Source organism: Allorhizobium ampelinum S4, from assembly GCF_000016285.1.
GTDB lineage: Bacteria > Pseudomonadota > Alphaproteobacteria > Rhizobiales > Rhizobiaceae > Allorhizobium > Allorhizobium ampelinum.
Genome location: NC_011989.1, coordinates 3,193,974 through 3,212,797, shown reverse-complemented (window position 1 = coordinate 3,212,797; position 18,824 = coordinate 3,193,974). Strand labels below are relative to the sequence as shown.

The window sequence follows — 18,824 nt, the reverse complement described above, 5'->3', positions numbered from 1 at the left end:
GGGTTGAATGGGTCCGTTCCCGGCTTGTGGGGCAGGACGGATCCTCACGAAAAACTCGCCATGTGTGCTTCCGGCGATGGATGATGAGGTGTGTCGATGAATGCTGAAGACAGAGATCTGGCGGATGAGGGGCAGGCCAGATCCGCTCTTGCTGCATTGGCTCTTGCCACGCAAAAATTGGGCTTATCCCTCTCGGTCGAGCAATTGTGCCGCGATTACGGCGATGAGGAATGCTTTTCGCTGCCGCAACTGGCCGAAATCATCGGCGATCATGGGGTAAAGGCCAAGCCGATCCGCATGAACTGGAAGCTGTTGAGCCAGATGGAAGGTGCTGTCGCCGCCGTCATTCAGCTCAATGATGGGTCGCTCCTTGTCTTTGAAAACTTTGTCGATGATCCGCAGACGCCGCGCATGGTGTTTCGTGATCCCGCCGATTCGAAAGCCGCCCGGTTTGTGGTCGATGAATTGCGGCTGATGGAAAACTGGAGCGGCCATGTCCTGCTGATGAAGCGGGAGATGACCGAGGCAAGTGCGCGTGAGGAATTTGGCTTTCACTGGCTGCTGGCCCAGGTGATGCAGGACCGTCGCATGGTGCGCGACGTGTTCATTTCGGCCATTTCGCTGGGTATTCTGGCGCTGGTGCCCTCGCTGTTCTACATGGTGGTGATCGACAAGGTCATGGTGCATCACCGTTTGTCGACGCTGACGCTGATGGCTGCGGCCATTCTGGTCGTGCTGCTGTTCGATATGCTGCTCGGTTATATGCGCCGGACTGTGACCGCCATCGTCACCGCCAAGATTGACGTGCGGCTGAACCTGATGATCTTTGACCGGCTGTCGCGTCTTCCCATCGAATTCTTCGAGCAGAATGCCACCGGTGGCATCGTCCATCGGCTGGGCGAAGCCCGTCGGCTGAGGGCTTTCGTCACCGGCCAATTGTTCGGTTCGGTGCTGGATATGCTGTCGCTGTTCGTGCTCATTCCTGTCATGTTCCTGCTCAGCCCCGGCCTGACCTTCTGGGTCCTGGGCCTCGGCGCGATGATGAGCCTGATACTGTTTATCTATATGAAGCCGATTCGCCGCGCCTATGCGCAGGTGATGGGCAGCGAACACCGCCGCACCGCCATGCTGATCGAGATGATCAACGGCATCCGCACGGTGAAATCTCTGGCACTTGAAGGCCGCAAGCGGCGCGAATGGGACCAGAAAGTCGCCGAAGCGGTCAATAACCAGACCAACCTGCTGTTTCTGGCCAACCAGCCGCAGACCTTGCTGGCCCCTTTGGAAAAGCTGATCTATGCGGGCTCGCTGTTGATCGGCGCCTATCTGGTCATCGTCAACGAGCATACGGTCATGACCGGAACGCTGGTGGCCTTTACCATGATTGCCATGCGCGCCACCCAGCCGCTGGTGCAGATGGCTGGCATGATGCAGCAGATGGAAGAGGCGCGCGGTGCATTGCGCCAGGTCGCATCCGTCATCAATGCCGAGCCGGAACCGCGCCGTGAACACGGGGTACGCCCGGAATTTTCCGGCCGGATCAGCTTCGAGGATGTCCGTTTTGCCTATGCAGGTACCGCGGTGCCGGCGCTCAACGCCATCAATTTTCACGTCAAGCCGGGCAATATCGTCGGGCTGATGGGCCGTAGCGGCTCGGGCAAGACCACGGTGACGCGGCTGTTGCAGGGCCTGCATCAGAGCTATTCGGGGCTGATCCGTCTCGATGGCGTCGAGCTGAAGGAAGTCGATCTCTATCATCTGCGCACCAATGTCGGCGTCGTGCTTCAGGAAAGCTTTCTGTTTCGTGGCACGATCCGTGACAATATCCTGATCGCCAAGCCGGATGCCTCGCCTGAGGAAATGATCGAGGCGGCACAACTGGCCGGTGCTGATGAATTTATCGAACGTCTGCCGCGCGGCTATGACACGATGCTGGAAGAACATGCCAGCAATCTCTCCGGCGGCCAGAAGCAGCGGTTGGCAATTGCCCGGGCGCTGATCGTCAACCCGCCCATTCTGATCTTCGACGAGGCCACCAGCGCGCTCGATCCGGAAAGCGAAGCGATCATCTTGCGCAACCTGAAGCGCATTGCCGAAGGCCGCACCGTGCTGATGATTTCGCACCGTCTGTCCTCGCTTGTCGATTGCGACCAGATCCTGGTTCTGGATCGCGGCCAGTTGAAGGACAGCGGCACCCATCACGACCTGCTGCGCCGCTCCGGCGACTACCGCCACCTCTGGAACCAGCAGAACCGCCACCTGACGACGGGAAAAGATCATGACGAAAACCTTGACGCTGTCGCCTGACGAGCATCGTTACGCGGTCCGTACGACAGCGGAATTCCTGTCCGAAAGCGCCAGCATCCTGCATCGCACCCCGCCCAAATCGGCGCGGATGACGATTGCCACGGTGGCGGCCCTGATCACCAGCGCGATCCTGCTGTCGGTGTTCATGCCGGTCGAGCGGGTGGTGACTGCACGCGGTCGTGTCGCCTCCGAAGCGCCCAATACCGTGGTGCAGCCGCTGGAAACCTCGATTGTGCGGGAAATCCTGGTGCGCGAAGGCCAGGACGTGAAAGCGGGGCAATTGTTGGCCACGCTCGATCCGACCTTTTCGCGTGCCGACCAGACCACGGCCAGCCGGCAGATGGCCAGCCTTTCGGCGGAAGTCGAGCGGCTGAAGGCGGAAATCGATGGGCGTGATTACCAGCCGCGCGACGGCGATAGTTTCGGCAAATTGCAGCGCCGGTTCTTTGAAGCCCGCCGGTCGCAATATGAAGCGTCGATGTCGACCTTCAAGGCGAAGATCTCTTCGCTACAAACCACGCAAGCCCAATTGCAGCAGGAACTCACTGTCAATCGCCAGCGCTTGTCGCTCAGCGAGGAAAGCGAGGCGATGAAAAGTGCGCTGGTCGAGAAGAAATATGCCTCCAGGGCCGATGGTCTGAAGGCCAAGGACTGGGTGCTGGAAGTCACCGGCACGATCCGCGAAGTCGAAGGCAAGCTGGAAAGCGGCGCCCATGACATTCAGTCGGTGCAGTCGCAGATGGAAGATCAGGCCCAGCAATGGCGCTCCGACGCCATGGGCCAGCTGGTCAAGCAGCAGGTGGCGTTGAATGCAGCCATCGAGGAGCTGAACAAGGCTGACAAGCGTTCCGACCTGATCGAATTGAAGGCGCCGGAAGACGCAACCGTGCTTCAGATCGGCGATATTTCTATCGGCTCGGTGGCGCAGACGGCACAGAAAATGTTCGTGCTGGTGCCCAAGGCAGCTCGGCTTGAAGTGGAAACGGAAATTTCCACCCAGGACCAGGGCTTTATCAAGGTTGGCCAGCCGGTCGATATCAAGCTCGATGCCTGGCCTTTCGCCCGCTTTGGCGGCTTGCGCGGCACAGTCCGGGCTGTCAGCCCTGATAGTCTGAAAGTCTCGCGCGGCGACGGCGCGGCAACGCAAGGCGCATCCGAGCGGACATTCTATATCGCCAAGATCACCATTGACGACCCGCATCTGAAAAGCAATCCGGCGGATTTCAGCCTGATTGCCGGGATGACGCTGGTGACGGACGTGGTTGTTGGCGACCAGACTGTGGCGGCCTATCTGTTTGACCGGGTTGTGCCGGTCGTGAGCGAGGGAATGCGCGAACCATGAAGCAATTGCTGTCTTTTGTGCCCTTTTTTGTCCGAGGCGCGGCAATCCGGCAGGCTTATCGCCATGGCATGAAGAAGCTTGGGGCGGGCCGAATGCCGCTGGCCGCAAGCGCCCTACGCAAGGCGGCCAAGGGCGGCCATGTCGGGGCATCCTATGAACTGGCGCGGCTATATGAAACGGGGCGCGGGGTGATTTCCGATCTGGCCGAGGCCCGCCGGTTGGCGCGCTATGCCGCCGATGCGGGGCATGTCGGTGCCATGGCGCTGACGGCCCGGCTCTATCTGATTTCACCGCGCCAGGACATGCCGACGTCTCCGGCGGCTGTGCGGCTCTATGGCGATGTCATGCAGCTGGTTTGCGAGCCGGAACTGGCCCGCGACTATGCACTTCGCGCCCATGAGCACGGCAATGTCGATGGGTCGGCGCTGGCCGGTTATCTTCTGGCGTCCGGCATTGGCGGCGAGGCCGATCCGCATACGGCACTGGTCTGTTATGAGCCAGCGGTGACGGCGGGCAGTGTGCGAGCGCATCTGGGCATGGGAACGCTGCTGGCCGGTGGACATTTGGGCGAGGTGGACTATGCCCGCGCCCTGCCATATTTCAAATATGCGGCAGCGGCTGGCAACAGTACGGCGCGCCATTACCTTGCTATGCAATATTTGAATGGCCTTGGCACCGCACCCGACGAGGAGAAGGCACTGCGCTTGCTCAGCGCTGCTGCCGCCAAGGGCTACCGCTCCTCTATCGAGGAATTGGCGAAATATTATCTGCACGAAGCCTATCCCGAGCGGGGCCGCGCCCGGGGCGTGCGCTGGCTGACGGCGCTTGGCCGCATGGGCGACAGGCGCGCCTGCCGTGATCTGGAGCGGCGTTATCGCCATGGCATCGACGTCAAGGCCAGTTCGGTGGAAGCGGTGATGTGGCTTGAAAAGGCCGCGCTGAAGGGCGATGTCGCCGCGCAGTTCCAGATGGCGGTGGTTGCCGCGACCGGTGCAGGCGAAGGGGAGGGCGATCTCAACCAGGCGCGGATCTGGTTTGAAATGGCGGCTGAAAACGGTCATGCCCTCGCCATGGTCAATCTGGGACGGTTCCGCATGAAGGGCATTGGTGGCATCGTTGATCTCGATGGCGCGCAAAATATGCTGGAACTGGCTGTCGAGGCTGGCGAAATGGCGGCCTATGCGGTGCTGGGCGAATTCCACGCCTATTACGCCGATCCCTCCGATGTCGAAGCGGCCCGTGAGATCCTCATGCACGGCGTCGAAAAAGAAGATGCCGTCTGCAAGGATATTCTGGCACGGCTGGAAGAAAAGCTATTGGCCAAGGTTGCCTGAAGGCCAAGGTAACCTAAAGGCTGTAGACTTGATCATCATGCTCGAATTATGAAATGTCACAGTCGCGTTGATGCCGTCGTTTCCTGTGCATGCTACTCTCAAAGAGTGCATGGTGGCGGAGCGACGGCGCAACGGTAAGGAACAAACCGGCACTTCAAGCCTTTTGAGCCCAACTCTGACCGATCCGGACATGCATGACGACTCAACAGATTTTGGCTTTCTCCGTCATCGGCCTGATGATGGTTGCCTTCATGTGGGACCGTATCCGCTACGATGTGGTGGCGGGGCTGACCCTTCTGGCGGCCGTTGCTCTTGGCCTTGTGCCAGCCGATAAGGCTTTTTCCGGGTTCAGTGACGATATCGTTATCATCGTCGGCAGTGCCCTGGTGGTCAGCGCCGGGGTGGCGCGGTCCGGTCTGGTCGATGCCGCCATTAAACGATTCTTCCCCAACCTGACATCAATGCGCGCCCAGATCCTGCTTCTGGTGCTGACGGTGACAGTGCTGTCGGCCTTCATCAAGAATATCGGCGCATTGGCCATCATGATGCCGGTCGCGTTCCAGTTCTCGAAGAAGTCAGGGACGCCGGTCTCCGCCTTCCTGATGCCGATGGCATTCGGTGCGCTTCTGGGCGGGTTGATGACCCAGATCGGCACCTCACCCAATATTGTCGTGTCCAAGCTGCGAGGCGAACTGACCGGCACGCCTTTCACCATGTTCGATTTCACCCCTGTCGGCGCGATCCTGGCCGTTGCCGGGGTGATTTTCCTGATGCTGTTCTATTGGCTGGTGCCCAAGCGCCAAAACCAGAACCCGACTTTGCAGGAAGCACTCGGCAATTCCAATTTCTCCACCGAGGCGACCCTGCCCGAAGGTTCCGCACTATCAGGCAAACCGCTGCGCGATCTGTTGAAAACTACCGCCGGCGAAGTGATCGCCACCGCCATCCTGCGCGGCCACAGCCGTATTTCGCCTTTCCCGGATATGGTGTTGAAAGAGCAGGACACATTGCTGCTGGAGGGACCATCCGATGCGCTTGACCGGCTGGTCAGCCAATCCGGTTTAAAACTGTCGGGCCGGGAGATCGGTTCGGGCGGTGAAATCACCGCCATCGAGGCGGTGGTCGGGCCGGGATCGCCGCTGGAAGGCCTGACGGCCCGCGATGTTTCATTGTTCAACACGTATGGCATCAACCTCCTGGCCGTCAGCCGCCGCGGCAAGCGGCTGAAGGAGCGGCTGGCGCATGTGGCCTTGCGCGCTGGCGATGTCGTCGTGCTCCAGGGGCGACGCACCGCGCTGCCAGCCGCGTTGCAGACCCTGGATTGCCTGCCGCTGGCCGAGCGCGAAATCCTGCTCGGCACCAGCCGCAGCGCGCTTATCCCGGTGCTGATCCTGATTGCCGCGATGGGATCAACCGCAGTCGGTCTGGCACCGGTGCCGGTTGCCTTCTTTGCCGCTGCCCTGGCGATGGTGGTGTTCCGGGTCATCCCGCTCAACGATTTCTATCAGGCTGTCGATGGTCCGATCCTCGTCATGCTGGCGGCACTGATCCCGGTCAGCGATACCCTGCGCAGTACGGGTGGAACCGATGTCATTGCCGGTTGGCTTGGCCATGTTGCCCATGGGCTGCCGCCTTACGGTGCGCTGGCGCTGATTCTGGTGACTGCCATGGCGGTGACACCGTTTCTCAACAATGCGGCGACGGTTCTGGTCATGGCACCGATTGCCGCCAGCTTTGCCCATAATCTTGGCTTCCGGCCCGACGCCTTTCTGATGGCGGTGGCAATTGGCGCCGGGTGTGATTTCCTGACCCCGATCGGTCATCAATGCAACACGTTGGTGATGGGGCCGGGCGGCTATAAATTCAGTGATTATCCACGCCTTGGCCTGCCGCTGTCGCTGTTGATCATTCTCGTTGCTATCCCGGCACTGATCGTGGTCTGGCCATTGAAATAGCCATGGCTCAGCAGGGCCTGAAATGTAGAGGGCCTGAAATGCCGAAAGCCTGCGTTGGCGGAACGCAGGCTTTCAAGCGGGGGACGGGGGTTTTAGGTTCGCGGGATTCACAACCGCTTTCCTGCACTCCTAACGGGCGATACCGGAAATGGTTCCGCCCAATCTGATTTTTTTCGCAATCTTTTTCAAAATCCTCTGTCACCGGCCCATGCGTTCCCGCCGATGCTTGGGTTTTCCTTGACGCTTGGCCTTAGATATGGCCTAAGGCCAGCCAAAGGATTATCGCTGGAAGCCTGCCTTGAGCGTGGCTTTCACCGCGTCCAGATCATCAAAATGCGATGGCTTGGCTCTGCCCGATCCTCGCCTCCATGACCACGAGCAAAATCATGACCACTTCCGGCGTCCGCGTCCGTATCGCTCCTTCTCCCACCGGTGAACCGCATGTCGGCACAGCCTATATCGCGCTGTTCAACTATCTGTTCGCAAAGAAACACGGCGGTGAATTCATTCTGCGCATCGAGGATACCGATGCGACCCGCTCGACGGCGGAATTTGAGCAGAAGGTGCTGGACGCGTTGAAATGGACCGGCCTGACCTGGGCCGAAGGCCCGGATGTTGGCGGTCCCTACGGTCCCTACCGCCAGTCCGAGCGCAAGGACACCTATCGTCCGTTCGTCGACAAGATGGTGACTGAGGGCAATGCGTTCCGCTGTTTCTGCACGCCCGCCCGGCTGGACCAGATGCGCGAAGCGCAGCGCGCAGCGGGCAAGCCGCCCGGCTATGACGGTCTCTGCTTGCATTTGAAGGCGGAAGAAGTCGATGCGCGCGTTGCCGCAGGCGAGCCGCATGTCGTGCGCCTGAAAATCCCAACCGAAGGCTCCTGCGATTTCCATGACGGCGTTTATGGCGACGTGTCGATCCCGTGGGAAAGCGTCGATATGCAGGTTCTGCTGAAAGCAGACGGCATGCCGACCTATCACATGGCCAATGTGGTTGATGACCACCTGATGAAGATCACCCATGTGGCGCGCGGCGAGGAATGGCTGGCCTCCGTGCCGAAGCATATCCTGATCTACAAATATCTCGGTCTTGAGCCGCCGGTGTTCATGCATCTCAGCCTGATGCGCAATGCCGACAAATCCAAGTTGTCGAAGCGCAAGAACCCGACCTCTATTTCTTATTATTCGGCCCTCGGCTACCTGCCCGAAGCGCTGATGAATTTCCTTGGCCTGTTCTTCATGCAGATCGCCGAAGGCGAAGAGCTGTTGACGATGGACGAGCTGATCGCCAAGTTCGACCCCGACAATCTCTCCAAGGCGGGTGCTATCTTCGACATCCAGAAGCTCGACTGGCTGAACGGTCGCTGGCTGCGCGAAAAGCTGACGCCGGACGAATTCCTGGGCCGCGTTCTGACCTGGGCCAGCGAAAACGACAGGCTGACGGAAGGCCTGAAGCTCGCTCAGAGCCGGATCACCAAGCTTGGCGAATTGCCGCCGCTGGCAGGCTTCCTGCTGGCCAATGATGTCGGCCTGACGCCTGCTTCCTTCGGCGGGTTGAAAACCAGCCCGGCGGAAACGCTTGAGATCGTCACCACCGTTCAAGCCGATCTCGAAAAGATCCTCGAATGGAATGTTGCGACCATCGAGGAAGAACTGCGGGCCATTGCCGACCGGTTGGGCAAGAAGCTGCGCGTCGTCACCCCGCCGTTGTTCGTTGCCGTTTCCGGCAGCCAGCGTTCTCTGCCGCTGTTTGACAGCATGGCGCTGCTGGGCCGTTCCGTGGTGCGCCAGCGCCTCAAGGTGGCCATTCAGGTCTTGACCTCCATGGCTGGCGCGGCCTGACAGCTAAAGCTCTCCCCCTTTATGAGGGAGGGCTTATCATAGCCGTTTTCAGCCGCTATGCTCCACAATTGATCCAAGAATTTCGTGCCCGATAGGCGAACCAATGACCGAAGCAAACACCGAAACCGCCCTTTCCTCCGACGCCACCGAGGTGCGCCGCCAGAAACTGGCGCTGCTGCGCCAGCAGATCGGCGATGTCTATCCAGCTCACTTCCACCGCACCGCCACCACGGCTGAACTGGCCGAAAAATATGCGGAGCTGGAGCCGGACACGGAATCGGGCGATACGGTTACGGTTGCAGGCCGCATTTATTCCTCGCGCAATTCCGGCATGTTCATGGACCTGCGCGATGCCTCGGGCAAAATCCAGATCTTCAGCCACAAGGATATGACCCCGGAAGAAGCGCGCGCCATGCTGCCGATGATCGATCTGGGCGATATTGTTGGCGTTACCGGTCCGGTTCGCCGCACCAAGCGCGGTGAGCTGACCATCAACGCCGAAACCATCACCATGCTGACCAAGACGCTTCTGCCGATGCCGGAGAAATATCACGGCGTGACGGATATCGAAGTGCGCTATCGCAAGCGCCATCTCGACATTCTCACCAATGACGAATCCAAGCTGCGCTTCCAGCAGCGCTCGAAGATCGTTTCCGGCATCCGCCGTTTCATGGAAAGCGATGGCTTCATGGAGGTGGAAACCCCCATGCTGCAATCCGTCTATGGCGGAGCGTCTGCCGATCCGTTCAAGACCCATCACAACACGCTGAAGCAGGACATGTATCTGCGCATTGCGCCAGAACTGTTCCTCAAGCGCACGCTGGTCTCTGGTCTTGCCGACAAGATTTTCGAAATCAACCGCAACTTCCGCAATGAAGGCGTGTCCACCCGGCACAATCCTGAATTCACCATGATGGAATGCTACTGGGCCTATGCCGACTACGAAGACGTGATGGATCTGGTCGAGCGCCTGTTTGCCGACCTCGCCATGCGCATTCATGGCTCGACCGAATTTGCCTTTGGCGACAAGGAAATCTCCTTCAAAGGTCCGTTCAAGCGCGTGCCTATGCCGGATGCCGTCAAGGAGGTCACGGGCATCGACTTCCTGGCCATCAAGACCGATGAAGAAGCCCGCGCGGCGGCCAAGGCTGCCGGGTTTGCGGTCGAGAAGGATTGGACCTGGGGCGAATGTCTGTCCTTCATCTTTGAAGAAAAGGTCGAGGGCACGCTGATCCAGCCAAGCCATGTGACGCATTTCCCCAAGGACATTTCGCCGTTTGCCAAGGAAGTGCCCGGCGAGCCGCGTCTGGTCGAACGGTTTGAGACCTATTGCAACGCCTGGGAAATCGGCAATGCGTTTTCCGAGCTGAACGATCCGGAAGAACAGCGCAAGCGCATGGTCGAGCAGCTCGAACAGGCCCATGCCCGTGGCGAAAAGGACAAGCAGTTGGACGACGAATTTCTCGACGCCATCGACCAGGGCATGCCGCCAGCCGGTGGACTTGGCATTGGCGTCGATCGCCTGATCATGCTGCTGACCAATGCGCCGTCGATCCGAGACATCATTCTGTTCCCGGCGCGGCGCGCCAAGGTCGATTGATCGCGCGGATCAAGCAGCGAGGCTGAAAAGCCCTATAGCATCGTGCCGATTGCGTGTTCTGCACGATGCTATTTCGGGGCGATTCTGGCGTCTTTATCGCAGTGAAATTCCGCGTGGCAGAACCGAGGGCGTGGCGCTAGGCTCTGTTACCAGCGGTTTTGAATCACTCTGCGCCTCGGCTTTCGCAGTGGTTTCTGCTGTCGGCTTATCTGTGCCTGTGACCATGGATTTGATCGAACTCAGCCAGCCCTTACTCTCCACGGTCTGTGGCGTCGGATCGGCTGCGGCCACTGGTGATGTTGCCGCCGGAGTAGATGCCGCTGCGGGGGACGCAGGTGCCGGAACGGGTTCTCCTGCCTTTTCGCTACCTGCATGTTCAACACCTTGCTGTTGAGTGGGCGCTTTGTCGGCGTTGGCTTGGTGAGGGGCCGCGTTGTCGGAGTGGCTGACCTCCTCAGCATGGGCAGGAGGGGCTGCATCGGCAGCCGGGGCGGCGTCATGTGCCGGTGCTGCCGGTTTCTCTTCAGCGCCGAAAATCATGCCTTTAAGCGAGGCGATCAAGCCGGGCTTTTCCTCAGCTGGCGCTTCGCTGCCATGAGCCTCGGCTGGAGCCGCTTCACCATGCGCTGCCTCGCCATGCGAGCTCTGCCCTTCCTTGGGTTTTTCCTTGGCGTGTCCATCTTCTTTCGCGTGTCCGCCTTCTTTCTTGCCTTCGCCTTCGGGCGTGGCAAGGACCGGCTTTTCGCAAGGGGCGGTGTCCGTCAGCTTGGCCATCATGGTGCTTGCGTCGGCCAGCGGCATTTCCACCCGCTCGCCGTAAAAATCGCCATTGCTATTCGCCTGTTTGTCGACATAGCGCGCCGTCAGGCTCTGCATCTGCGCGGTTTCGGCTAGCTGGGCGGGATTGGGAATATAGATGACATCGGCGCCAATCGCGCGGCCACGAATGTCGGACTGGTCCTTTGGCCCCTTTTGATCGAGCACCACGACCTGAACGAGATCTGGTTTTTCCGTCTCGGCAACGGATTTGGCGATGCGCAGCGCGGTCTTGATGCGGGTTACGCCATCGGTTGCGTCCGTGGTGACATATTTGCGAACCCACAGCCGGTCTTTGCGCTTGATGGTGGCCGATTGCAGTTCCATGCAGGTCAGGCCGTTGACCTCGCTATAGGATGGACCGAGCAGGGCATCACGGCCGATATAGACGGCAGCCGAACCCGTGGCGCCACACAGGACCGCGACGCCGCCGACGATCAGCAGGAGCTTGCGCGACAAATGGATTTTGCCTGGCAATAGCTTCACGACACACGATATCCCATGGCCCACTCCACAAACGCAAAACACCCCCTAGTTTTAGGAGTTTCCTGTTGCCGAAGGCTTAATTGGGTATATTCGTTTTTCTTTATCGTCGTATATTCGCAACCACGGTTAATAAGGGCGTAATCAGTTCCCGTATGAAGTTTAGTTAAGAAGCAGGTTCTGCAATAGATTGAACCTCAAGCGCTTTTCGCCGCGCCACCACCTGTTCGCGCCAGACGGTGAACAGGCCAGCACCCACCACGATGACCGAGCCCAGCACCATATTGTGGGTCAGGCTTTCGCCAAACACCGTTACTGCGATGATTGAGCCTAACACTAGCTGGTAATAGGCAATCGGTTGTAGCACCACGGCATTCAAGTGCTCATAGGCCTTGATCAGCGAAAAATGCCCGGCAATGCCGGTGCAGCACAGCGCCAACATCCAGAACCAATCCTGTCTGGCAATCGGAGCCAAGAAAAATGGTGCCATGCAATTGGCCCCGACAAAGCCGACCATGCACATATAGAAAAAGCTGGTGACGGGCGGATCATCACGGCTGACCAGCCGCGTCAGAATGCCGTAAAAAGCCCCTGAAAGCGCGCAGAACAGTGGCAGCGCCACCATCAGGCTGAAACTGCCTGAGCCCGGCGAAAGGATCAGCACCACGCCGAGCATGCCGACCAGGATCGCCGTCCAGCGCCGCCAGCCCACCTGCTCGCCCAGCAGCGGCACCGACAGCAGCGCCACGAAAATTGGCCCGGCGGCAAAGATTGCCTGCGATTGGGCAAGTCCGACATAGTGAAAGGCAGCAATCGACACCAGGATCTGCGCGCCCAGCAACAGGCCCCGCAGGATTTGCAGGATAGGCCGTTTGGTTTTGACTGCCGCGACCAGACCATTGCGGCTGCGGGCGGCCAGAATGAGCGCGAAGATCGCAAAGGCCCAATAGCGCACGGTGGCGACCACGACGGGCGAATAGCTATCGCCCAGATGCTTGGAAATGCCATCCTGCATGGAAAATACCGTATAGGCGGCAAAGGCAAAGACATAGCCAAGCGAAGTCGATTTCATCATGTCAACAAACGGAGAAAAGGGCCATCGAAGAGAGACGAGGCCAGTAAACCAACGGGGGAGTGCGGGTAGCGCGAAGACCCTACCTTGTCATCATCGGGGAACGAAAACAACGCCTGAAGCTTATTTACAGTCGAAATCAATCATAAACATCATTGCACAGGGGTAGCCACTTTTTCCGAACTGAGTTGTCCACCTGAATTTAACGGATCATCGGGTAAGACAATGTAACCGTGAAAATGTGGCGCGTCACCGCCCACAGAAAGGCCAGCAGGCCTTTTCCAGCAACAGGAGAATGCCATGCCTCCAGCAGCCAGTCTCAGCCGCAGGCTTTTGAGCCGAATGACCGGGCGCAGCATGCTGGCGTTTTTCCTGGTATTTTCCGCCATGCCAGCCTTCAGCCAGACGGTGATCCCGGCACCTTCTGTCAATGGTCAGGGGAATGGCGCACCAGGCGGAATGGATTTCCCCGATCCCTATCTCTGGCATGTCACCGGACTCAAGCCTGGCCAGCAATTGCCGGTTCTGTCGGGTGCAGGGCCGAATTTCCGCATCATTCATGCGCTGACCGAAGGTACGCCTGTTGACATGCAGAACTGCATGGAAAGCCGGGGCGGCTATTGGTGCCGGATCGCCACCGTGGACCGCCCGCGCATCAGCGGCTGGGTGGATGGCCGCTATGTCGTCAAAACCGGTGGCGACCCGCCAGGGATGATTGGCGGCGTGCCGGTTGATCCGGTGATTGAATTGCCTGTTGGTAAAGGCCAGGGGGGTAAAGGCCAAGGAGGCAAAGGCCAGGGCGGACAAGGTTCCAGCTGGCAGAACAATGGCAGCGGCTATGCCAATCCGTTCGGCAATAGCCAAAGCGGGGCGGGCGGCAATAGCGATGAGTGAGGGTTCGCGGTAACGAAAAAGGGCGCAGCCTTTGCCGCGCCCTCAGACTGCTGACAAAGTCCGCATTTATCCTCGACGTCATGCTCGGCCTTGTGCCGAGCATCTAAGCACGTTAATTTAATCCAACAGCATCAATGGCTTATTCAGCGACAGCAGACCCTCGGGACAGGCCCGAGGGTGACGAAATGCCGAGATCGCGGTTTGTCAATAAACTGAGGGTGCAGCCTTTGCCGCGCCCTATTCCTCAAGATATCGTCGAAATCAGGCGGCCAGCTTCTTTGCCACCATGCCACGTAGGGTGCCAAGATCCTTGGCGAAGGCGCGAATGCCTTCCGACAGCTTTTCCGTCGCCATGGCATCTTCGTTCAGCGCCCAGCGGAACGCCTTTTCATCCAGCGACACCAGCGGATCGGGCGTGGTCTTCTCAGGAGACAGCACGCGGGGCAGATCGCCAGTTGCCGCATCCAGCTCGTCCAGCAGCGCTGGGCTGATTGTCAACCGGTCGCAACCGGCAAGCGCTTCGATCTCGCCCGCATTGCGGAACGACGCGCCCATGACAATGGTTTCGATGCCATTGACCTTGTAGAAATTATAGATCTGACGCACTGACACCACGCCCGGATCGGTCTCAGAGGTGTAGTTTTCACCGGTCGATTTCTTGTACCAATCGAGAATACGGCCAACGAAAGGCGAAATCAGGAACACCTTGGCTTCCGCGCAGGCAATGGCCTGGGCCTTGGAAAACAGCAGGGTCAGGTTGCAGTCGATGCCTTCCTTTTGCAGCACTTCGGCGGCGCGAATGCCTTCCCAGGTGGAGGCGAGCTTGATCAGGATGCGATCCTTCTCGATGCCACGCTCCTTATACTGGGCAATGATGGCGCGGGCCTTGTTGAGCGAGGCCTGCGTATCGAAGGACAGATCAGCATCCACTTCTGTCGAGACCCGGCCCGGCACGATCTTGGCAAGCGCCGCACCAACCGAAATCGCCAGCCGGTCGGCAATCGCCTCGGTCACGGCATCAGAGGCGCCGCCCTTGGCTTTGCCCCATTTGATCGCCTCTTCAAAGGCATCGGCAAACATGTCGGTGCCCAAGGCTTTCAGCACGATGGTCGGGTTGGTGGTGCAATCCACCGGCTTCAGGCGGGTTACGGCCTCAATGTCACCGGTATCGGCGACAACCGTGGTCATGGCGCGAAGCTGTTCGAGTTTCGAAGTCATCAGGCAATTCCTTCATGTCACATATTAAATGAACACTGGACGGGCATTTGCGTTCCAACACGTCTTTGCGACCTGGGGACCATATCCTCTGTCCTTTGATCTGAATATCGTTATGGAGGGGCATTAAGTCAAGACATTTGTCCGTTGGATTTGACAAATGTTGCATGGCTTGCGATAGTCAGGAGACGGAAAACAGGGGACAATTCGCATCGTGGTCAAGCTTCGCCGGGAGACCCAGAGCAGCTATTCGGAGGCAGCATCGCTGCGGCTTCGGGCTGCCTGGCTCTATTATAACCAGGGCCTGACCCAGAAGGATGTGGCCGAACGCCTCGGCATCAGCCGCTCGACGGTGATCCGGCTGCTGGATGAGGCGTTGAAGCGTTCCGAAGTGCAGATCTGGATTGCTGAGGGCATCGACGATTGCGTCGAACTGGCCGTGAAACTGGAAAAGGCCTTCGGCCTGGATGAAGCCGTGGTCGTGCCGTCCTCTGCCGGGCAGGATGCCGAAGGCATCGCCCGCGCCGTCGGCCTGGCGCTTGGCCAATTCCTGACCGAAGTGGTGACTGACAATGCGACCATCGGCGTCGGCTGGGGCCGCACCATGACGGCGTCGCTGGCTGGTTTTCGCCCGCCGCGCCGGGAAAATTGCAAGGTCGTCTCGCTGCTGGGCGGCATTGTCGCCGTCCACCAGACCAATCCCATCGACTATACATGGCGGCTGGCCAGCCAGCTCGGGGCGGAATGCTATATGTTCCTGGCCCCACTGCTGGTCGATAGCGTCGCCACCAAACGGGCGCTGATTGAGGATTGCGGGTTGAAAACCCTCTATGACCTCGCCGAAAACCTCGACCTCGCCGTGGTCTCCTGCGGCGACATCCGCCCGCAATCCACCTCGCTGTCAGAAGGCTTCATCAGCCGCGCCACGCTGAACGAACTGATCGAGGCAGGCTGCGTCTGCGACACCATGTTCAACTTCCTTGATGCCGAGGGCCGCTCGGTCTCCCACCCAATCAACGAGCGGGTCATGTCCGTTAATCTCGACACGCTGAAAAAAGCCAAACACATCGTCATCGCCTCCGGCGGCGCCCACCGCGCCATTGCCATCCACGCCACCATGCGCCGTATAGGGTGCAACACGCTGATTACGGATGAGGCTGCGGCGAGGGAGTTGTTGGGGTTGGTTGCGTGAGAAATGACAGGGTCGTTGAGGATCTCGCCTGGCGGCGCTATTGCTATGCCACATAGCCCGAAGGGCCTTTTAATAGTTTCCAATCTATGTTGACCTGAAGAATTCTGCGGCCAATGTTGCAGCGTAATCGTGGATTGCGGTTCGGTCTAACCCTGCTCCATCCATAAACAGTTCAGGTGCAGCTTCTCGTCCTATCTCAGATCCTTCTGGGAGGAAGGTGTAATGACCGACACCTCCCGTCAAAATCTCATATCTACAGTCCGGAATATTTTGGAACAGCCATTTGCAGCACTGGTCTGGTGGCGCAACAGTGTCTTCGTCACCGCCTATCAGATGGACAGGTTTGTTGATAGCCTGAAGACTATCCTGAGAGAAACCCAGCACGGAACGACCCGGAGCAATTGCGAATGCCGCGCGGATTCTGCGATCCGAAAAGTCTGAGCGCCTTTGCTCCCAAGACCTTCGAAAAACCGGGTTTTTAAAGAGTTTCGGCAGTTTATCGGCGAGGTTTGGAAATTCTCGCGGCCCACGGATCGGACTCTTTTCCGGGTTGTCGGGCTCGAACTGTGAAAATGCGATACGCGCTCCAGACAGTAAAAGTGCCGTATACGCTCCGGCTGAGAAGCCCGCAGCGAAAATTTGATCGCCGGTTTCGACTCTTAGTTCGTTGCGCCAATTGGGGTCGTCGAGAATAGCTGTCAGGTCTTTCGCGCGCTCCCACATGCAGAGGAACCCTTCTGCGCGAAAAGGTTCGAAGGCCGTATGTCCGTGGTGGTTCACCGCTAACGCGACAAAGCCCTGCTCGGCCAGCCGGAAGCCAAGCCATTCCAAACCAGCGGCTGTGGAGCCTGTTCCGTGCGACAATAGAACAAGCGGCAACGTCCCGTCCGCATGCGCTATCTGCGCGTTGACACCAACGGGTTGTTTCCTGAACCAGGATTTCTCGACGAGAGGATGAGCGGACGACTTCTCGTCTGTCGGATACCAAGCGGTCCATGGTAGTGGACGCGGACCAGAACCATCCCAATTCAATCGCAGGGGATCGAAACTAGAGCCTGTTCTAAAGCCAACTGGCATGGAGCCTCCATAAAGCGAGCACCTAATATCTCATCACAAATTGATTGTTCTTCCTACCCCCCGCTTTCTCAGTCTCTACCGCGCCACTATGTTCCGCATCTGCTGCAATACACCAATCAAGGACGAGGAGGCGCCCAGGGAATTGTTACGGTTGGTGGGGTGAGGAGAGGACGTGTACTTTGCGCCCTCATTGTCGCCACTGCGGATTTCATTCCTCGTATCGGTTTGCGACAACCATAGTCTGGTCTCTATTCGTCACGAGATCGACACGGCCACCTTTTTTGAAGCTGTCTGGGTAAACGAAGTACCGTACCGCCGCATCGAAAGATGGACCTATTTTCGCATCCGTCCCGTAATCTCTTCCATCACCGGAAACTCTGTCACTCTTGAAATGCCACCCGCTTACGAGGCTTTGAAAGTCCTCGGGGTTAATTCTAAACGCGCAAGTTACGATTAGGTCGGTGATGGCAGTTGCTGAACATTCGATGTCTCGAACCGACTGTGGCAGTTCCGAGATGTTCATGATGAAGGCGACCCTTGCCGGGTCCTTGCGGTAGTCAGTGGCGATAAGATAGTAAAAGTACGCAAAAGGAAGCCCGGCGGCCAATAATATAATGATTGCATTCCTGGAAAAGCGTCGTCTTCGAAAACTCACTCACATTCCCCACATACAGTCACTCATCTATCTGAGTATTGCTAATTCCGGTTCAGGTGTAACCACGACGTCGGTTTAGGGGCAAGGGCAGCATCGGACGTCATCCGCCATCCGCCATCCACCACTCACCCCACCTGCCCAGCCTCCCACCCCAACATCGCCCGTTTGCGCGTCAGCCCCCAATGATACCCCGTCAGCGCGCCGCTCTTCCCCAGCGCCCTATGACACGGCACCACGAAGGAAATCGGGTTCCGCCCAACTGCTGCGCCGACGGCGCGGCTGGCGGTGGGTTGGCCGATTTTCTGGGCGATGTCGGAATAGGTGACGGCGCGGCCAAGCGGGATTTGTAGCAGGCTTTGCCAGACCCGGACCTGGAAATCCGAGCCGATCAGCACGACGCGGAGCGGCTGTTCCGCTTGCCAACTGGCAGGGTCGAAGATCCTGGTCACATAGGGTTCGATGGCCAGTGGGTCCTCGACAAAATTGGCCAGTGGCCAGCGCCCAGCCATGTCGGCGTAGCAGGCAGCTTCTTCGCCCGGATCGCAAAAGCCGAGGCCCGCCAAGCCGCGATCCGTCACCATCACCAGCGCTAGGCCGAAGGGGGATGTGTGGAAGCTGTGGCGAATGGTCAGGCCCGCGCCTTTGGCTTTCCACTCGCCCGGCGACATCGCTTCATGGCTGACGAACAGGTCATGCAAGCGGCCCGGCCCGGACAGGCCAAGCTCCAGCGCGGTTTCCAGCAAGGGCAGGCCTTCATGGCCCAGCAGCCGTTTGGCATGATCCAGCGTCACCGCCTGCAAGAACGCCTTGGGCGACAGGCCCGCCCAGCGGGTAAAGGTTTTCTGCAATTGCGTGGGGGATTGGCCAAGCCGTTCGGCAATGGTTTCCAGCGCCGGTTGCTCCCGATAGTCAAGCGTCAGCATCTCGATCACCCGGCGCACGGTCTGGTAATCGCTCCCTTCGGGGGTGATGTCGCTGGCGCCTGTTTCAAAACTGCGGGCAAATGTGGTCATGGCACTCTTCCTTTGGCTCAGGCGACTT

Annotated in this window: 13 protein-coding genes; 8 read left to right on the top strand and 5 right to left on the bottom strand. The window is 58.9% G+C overall.

Annotated features, from left to right (window positions below; genetic code table 11):
• Window positions 1-96 precede the first annotated feature (96 nt).
• From AVI_RS15235 to lysS, 6 genes are all read left to right on the top strand, one after another.
• Window positions 97-2,307 carry a peptidase domain-containing ABC transporter gene (locus AVI_RS15235; protein ID WP_015917194.1) on the top strand — a complete coding sequence of 737 codons (2,211 nt, stop codon included), beginning with the start codon at window positions 97-99 and terminating at the stop codon, window positions 2,305-2,307.
• Entirely contained in the window at window positions 2,279-3,649 is a 1,371-nt protein-coding gene (locus AVI_RS15230) for an HlyD family type I secretion periplasmic adaptor subunit (RefSeq protein ID WP_015917193.1), read from the top strand. The genes AVI_RS15235 and AVI_RS15230 overlap by 29 nt, the downstream gene beginning before the upstream one ends.
• Window positions 3,646-4,983, top strand: coding sequence for a tetratricopeptide repeat protein (locus AVI_RS15225; RefSeq protein WP_015917192.1), 1,338 nt, complete (start codon window positions 3,646-3,648; stop codon window positions 4,981-4,983). Before AVI_RS15230 ends, AVI_RS15225 begins: the two co-directional genes overlap by 4 nt.
• 194 nt (window positions 4,984-5,177) lie before the next feature.
• Window positions 5,178-6,938, top strand: coding sequence for an SLC13 family permease (locus tag AVI_RS15220; RefSeq protein ID WP_015917191.1), 1,761 nt, complete (start codon window positions 5,178-5,180; stop codon window positions 6,936-6,938).
• A gap of 386 nt (window positions 6,939-7,324) precedes the next feature.
• Window positions 7,325-8,779: a glutamate--tRNA ligase gene (gltX, locus tag AVI_RS15215; RefSeq protein ID WP_015917190.1), complete on the top strand. Its 1,455-nt coding sequence runs from the start codon at window positions 7,325-7,327 to the stop codon at window positions 8,777-8,779.
• A 103-nt stretch (window positions 8,780-8,882) separates the two neighbouring features.
• A complete protein-coding gene (gene lysS, locus AVI_RS15210) occupies window positions 8,883-10,379 on the top strand; it encodes a lysine--tRNA ligase (protein ID WP_015917189.1) in 1,497 nt (498 codons plus the stop codon).
• Between the two features lie 93 nt (window positions 10,380-10,472).
• Here the strand turns inward: lysS and AVI_RS31160 are convergent, their stop codons facing one another.
• Both AVI_RS31160 and AVI_RS15200 read right to left on the bottom strand, forming a co-directional pair.
• A complete protein-coding gene (locus AVI_RS31160; protein ID WP_071204381.1) occupies window positions 10,473-11,654 on the bottom strand; it encodes a hypothetical protein in 1,182 nt (393 codons plus the stop codon).
• A 190-nt stretch (window positions 11,655-11,844) separates the two neighbouring features.
• Window positions 11,845-12,750, bottom strand: a complete 906-nt coding sequence (locus AVI_RS15200; RefSeq protein WP_015917187.1) for a DMT family transporter — start codon at window positions 12,748-12,750, stop codon at window positions 11,845-11,847.
• A gap of 300 nt (window positions 12,751-13,050) precedes the next feature.
• Between AVI_RS15200 and AVI_RS31155 the strand changes: the two genes are divergently transcribed.
• Window positions 13,051-13,644 (top strand): SH3 domain-containing protein, encoded by a 594-nt coding sequence (locus AVI_RS31155; protein ID WP_015917186.1) that lies wholly within the window; start codon window positions 13,051-13,053, stop codon window positions 13,642-13,644.
• A 261-nt stretch (window positions 13,645-13,905) separates the two neighbouring features.
• Here the strand turns inward: AVI_RS31155 and tal are convergent, their stop codons facing one another.
• The gene (gene tal / locus AVI_RS15190; RefSeq protein ID WP_015917185.1) at window positions 13,906-14,862 is read right to left on the bottom strand and encodes a transaldolase; all 957 of its coding nucleotides are present in this window, start codon (window positions 14,860-14,862) and stop codon (window positions 13,906-13,908) included.
• 211 nt (window positions 14,863-15,073) lie between these two features.
• Here tal and AVI_RS15185 point away from each other — a divergent pair, with 211 nt between their 5' ends.
• Complete coding sequence (locus AVI_RS15185) at window positions 15,074-16,051, top strand: sugar-binding transcriptional regulator (RefSeq protein ID WP_015917184.1); 978 nt, start codon at window positions 15,074-15,076, stop codon at window positions 16,049-16,051.
• Between the two features lie 84 nt (window positions 16,052-16,135).
• Here AVI_RS15185 and AVI_RS15180 read toward each other — a convergent pair whose 3' ends face one another.
• Window positions 16,136-17,128: an alpha/beta hydrolase family protein gene (locus AVI_RS15180; RefSeq protein ID WP_015917183.1), complete on the bottom strand. Its 993-nt coding sequence runs from the start codon at window positions 17,126-17,128 to the stop codon at window positions 16,136-16,138.
• A gap of 780 nt (window positions 17,129-17,908) precedes the next feature.
• Window positions 17,909-18,796, bottom strand: coding sequence for a methylated-DNA--[protein]-cysteine S-methyltransferase (locus AVI_RS15170; protein ID WP_015917181.1), 888 nt, complete (start codon window positions 18,794-18,796; stop codon window positions 17,909-17,911).
• Window positions 18,797-18,824 lie beyond the last annotated feature (28 nt).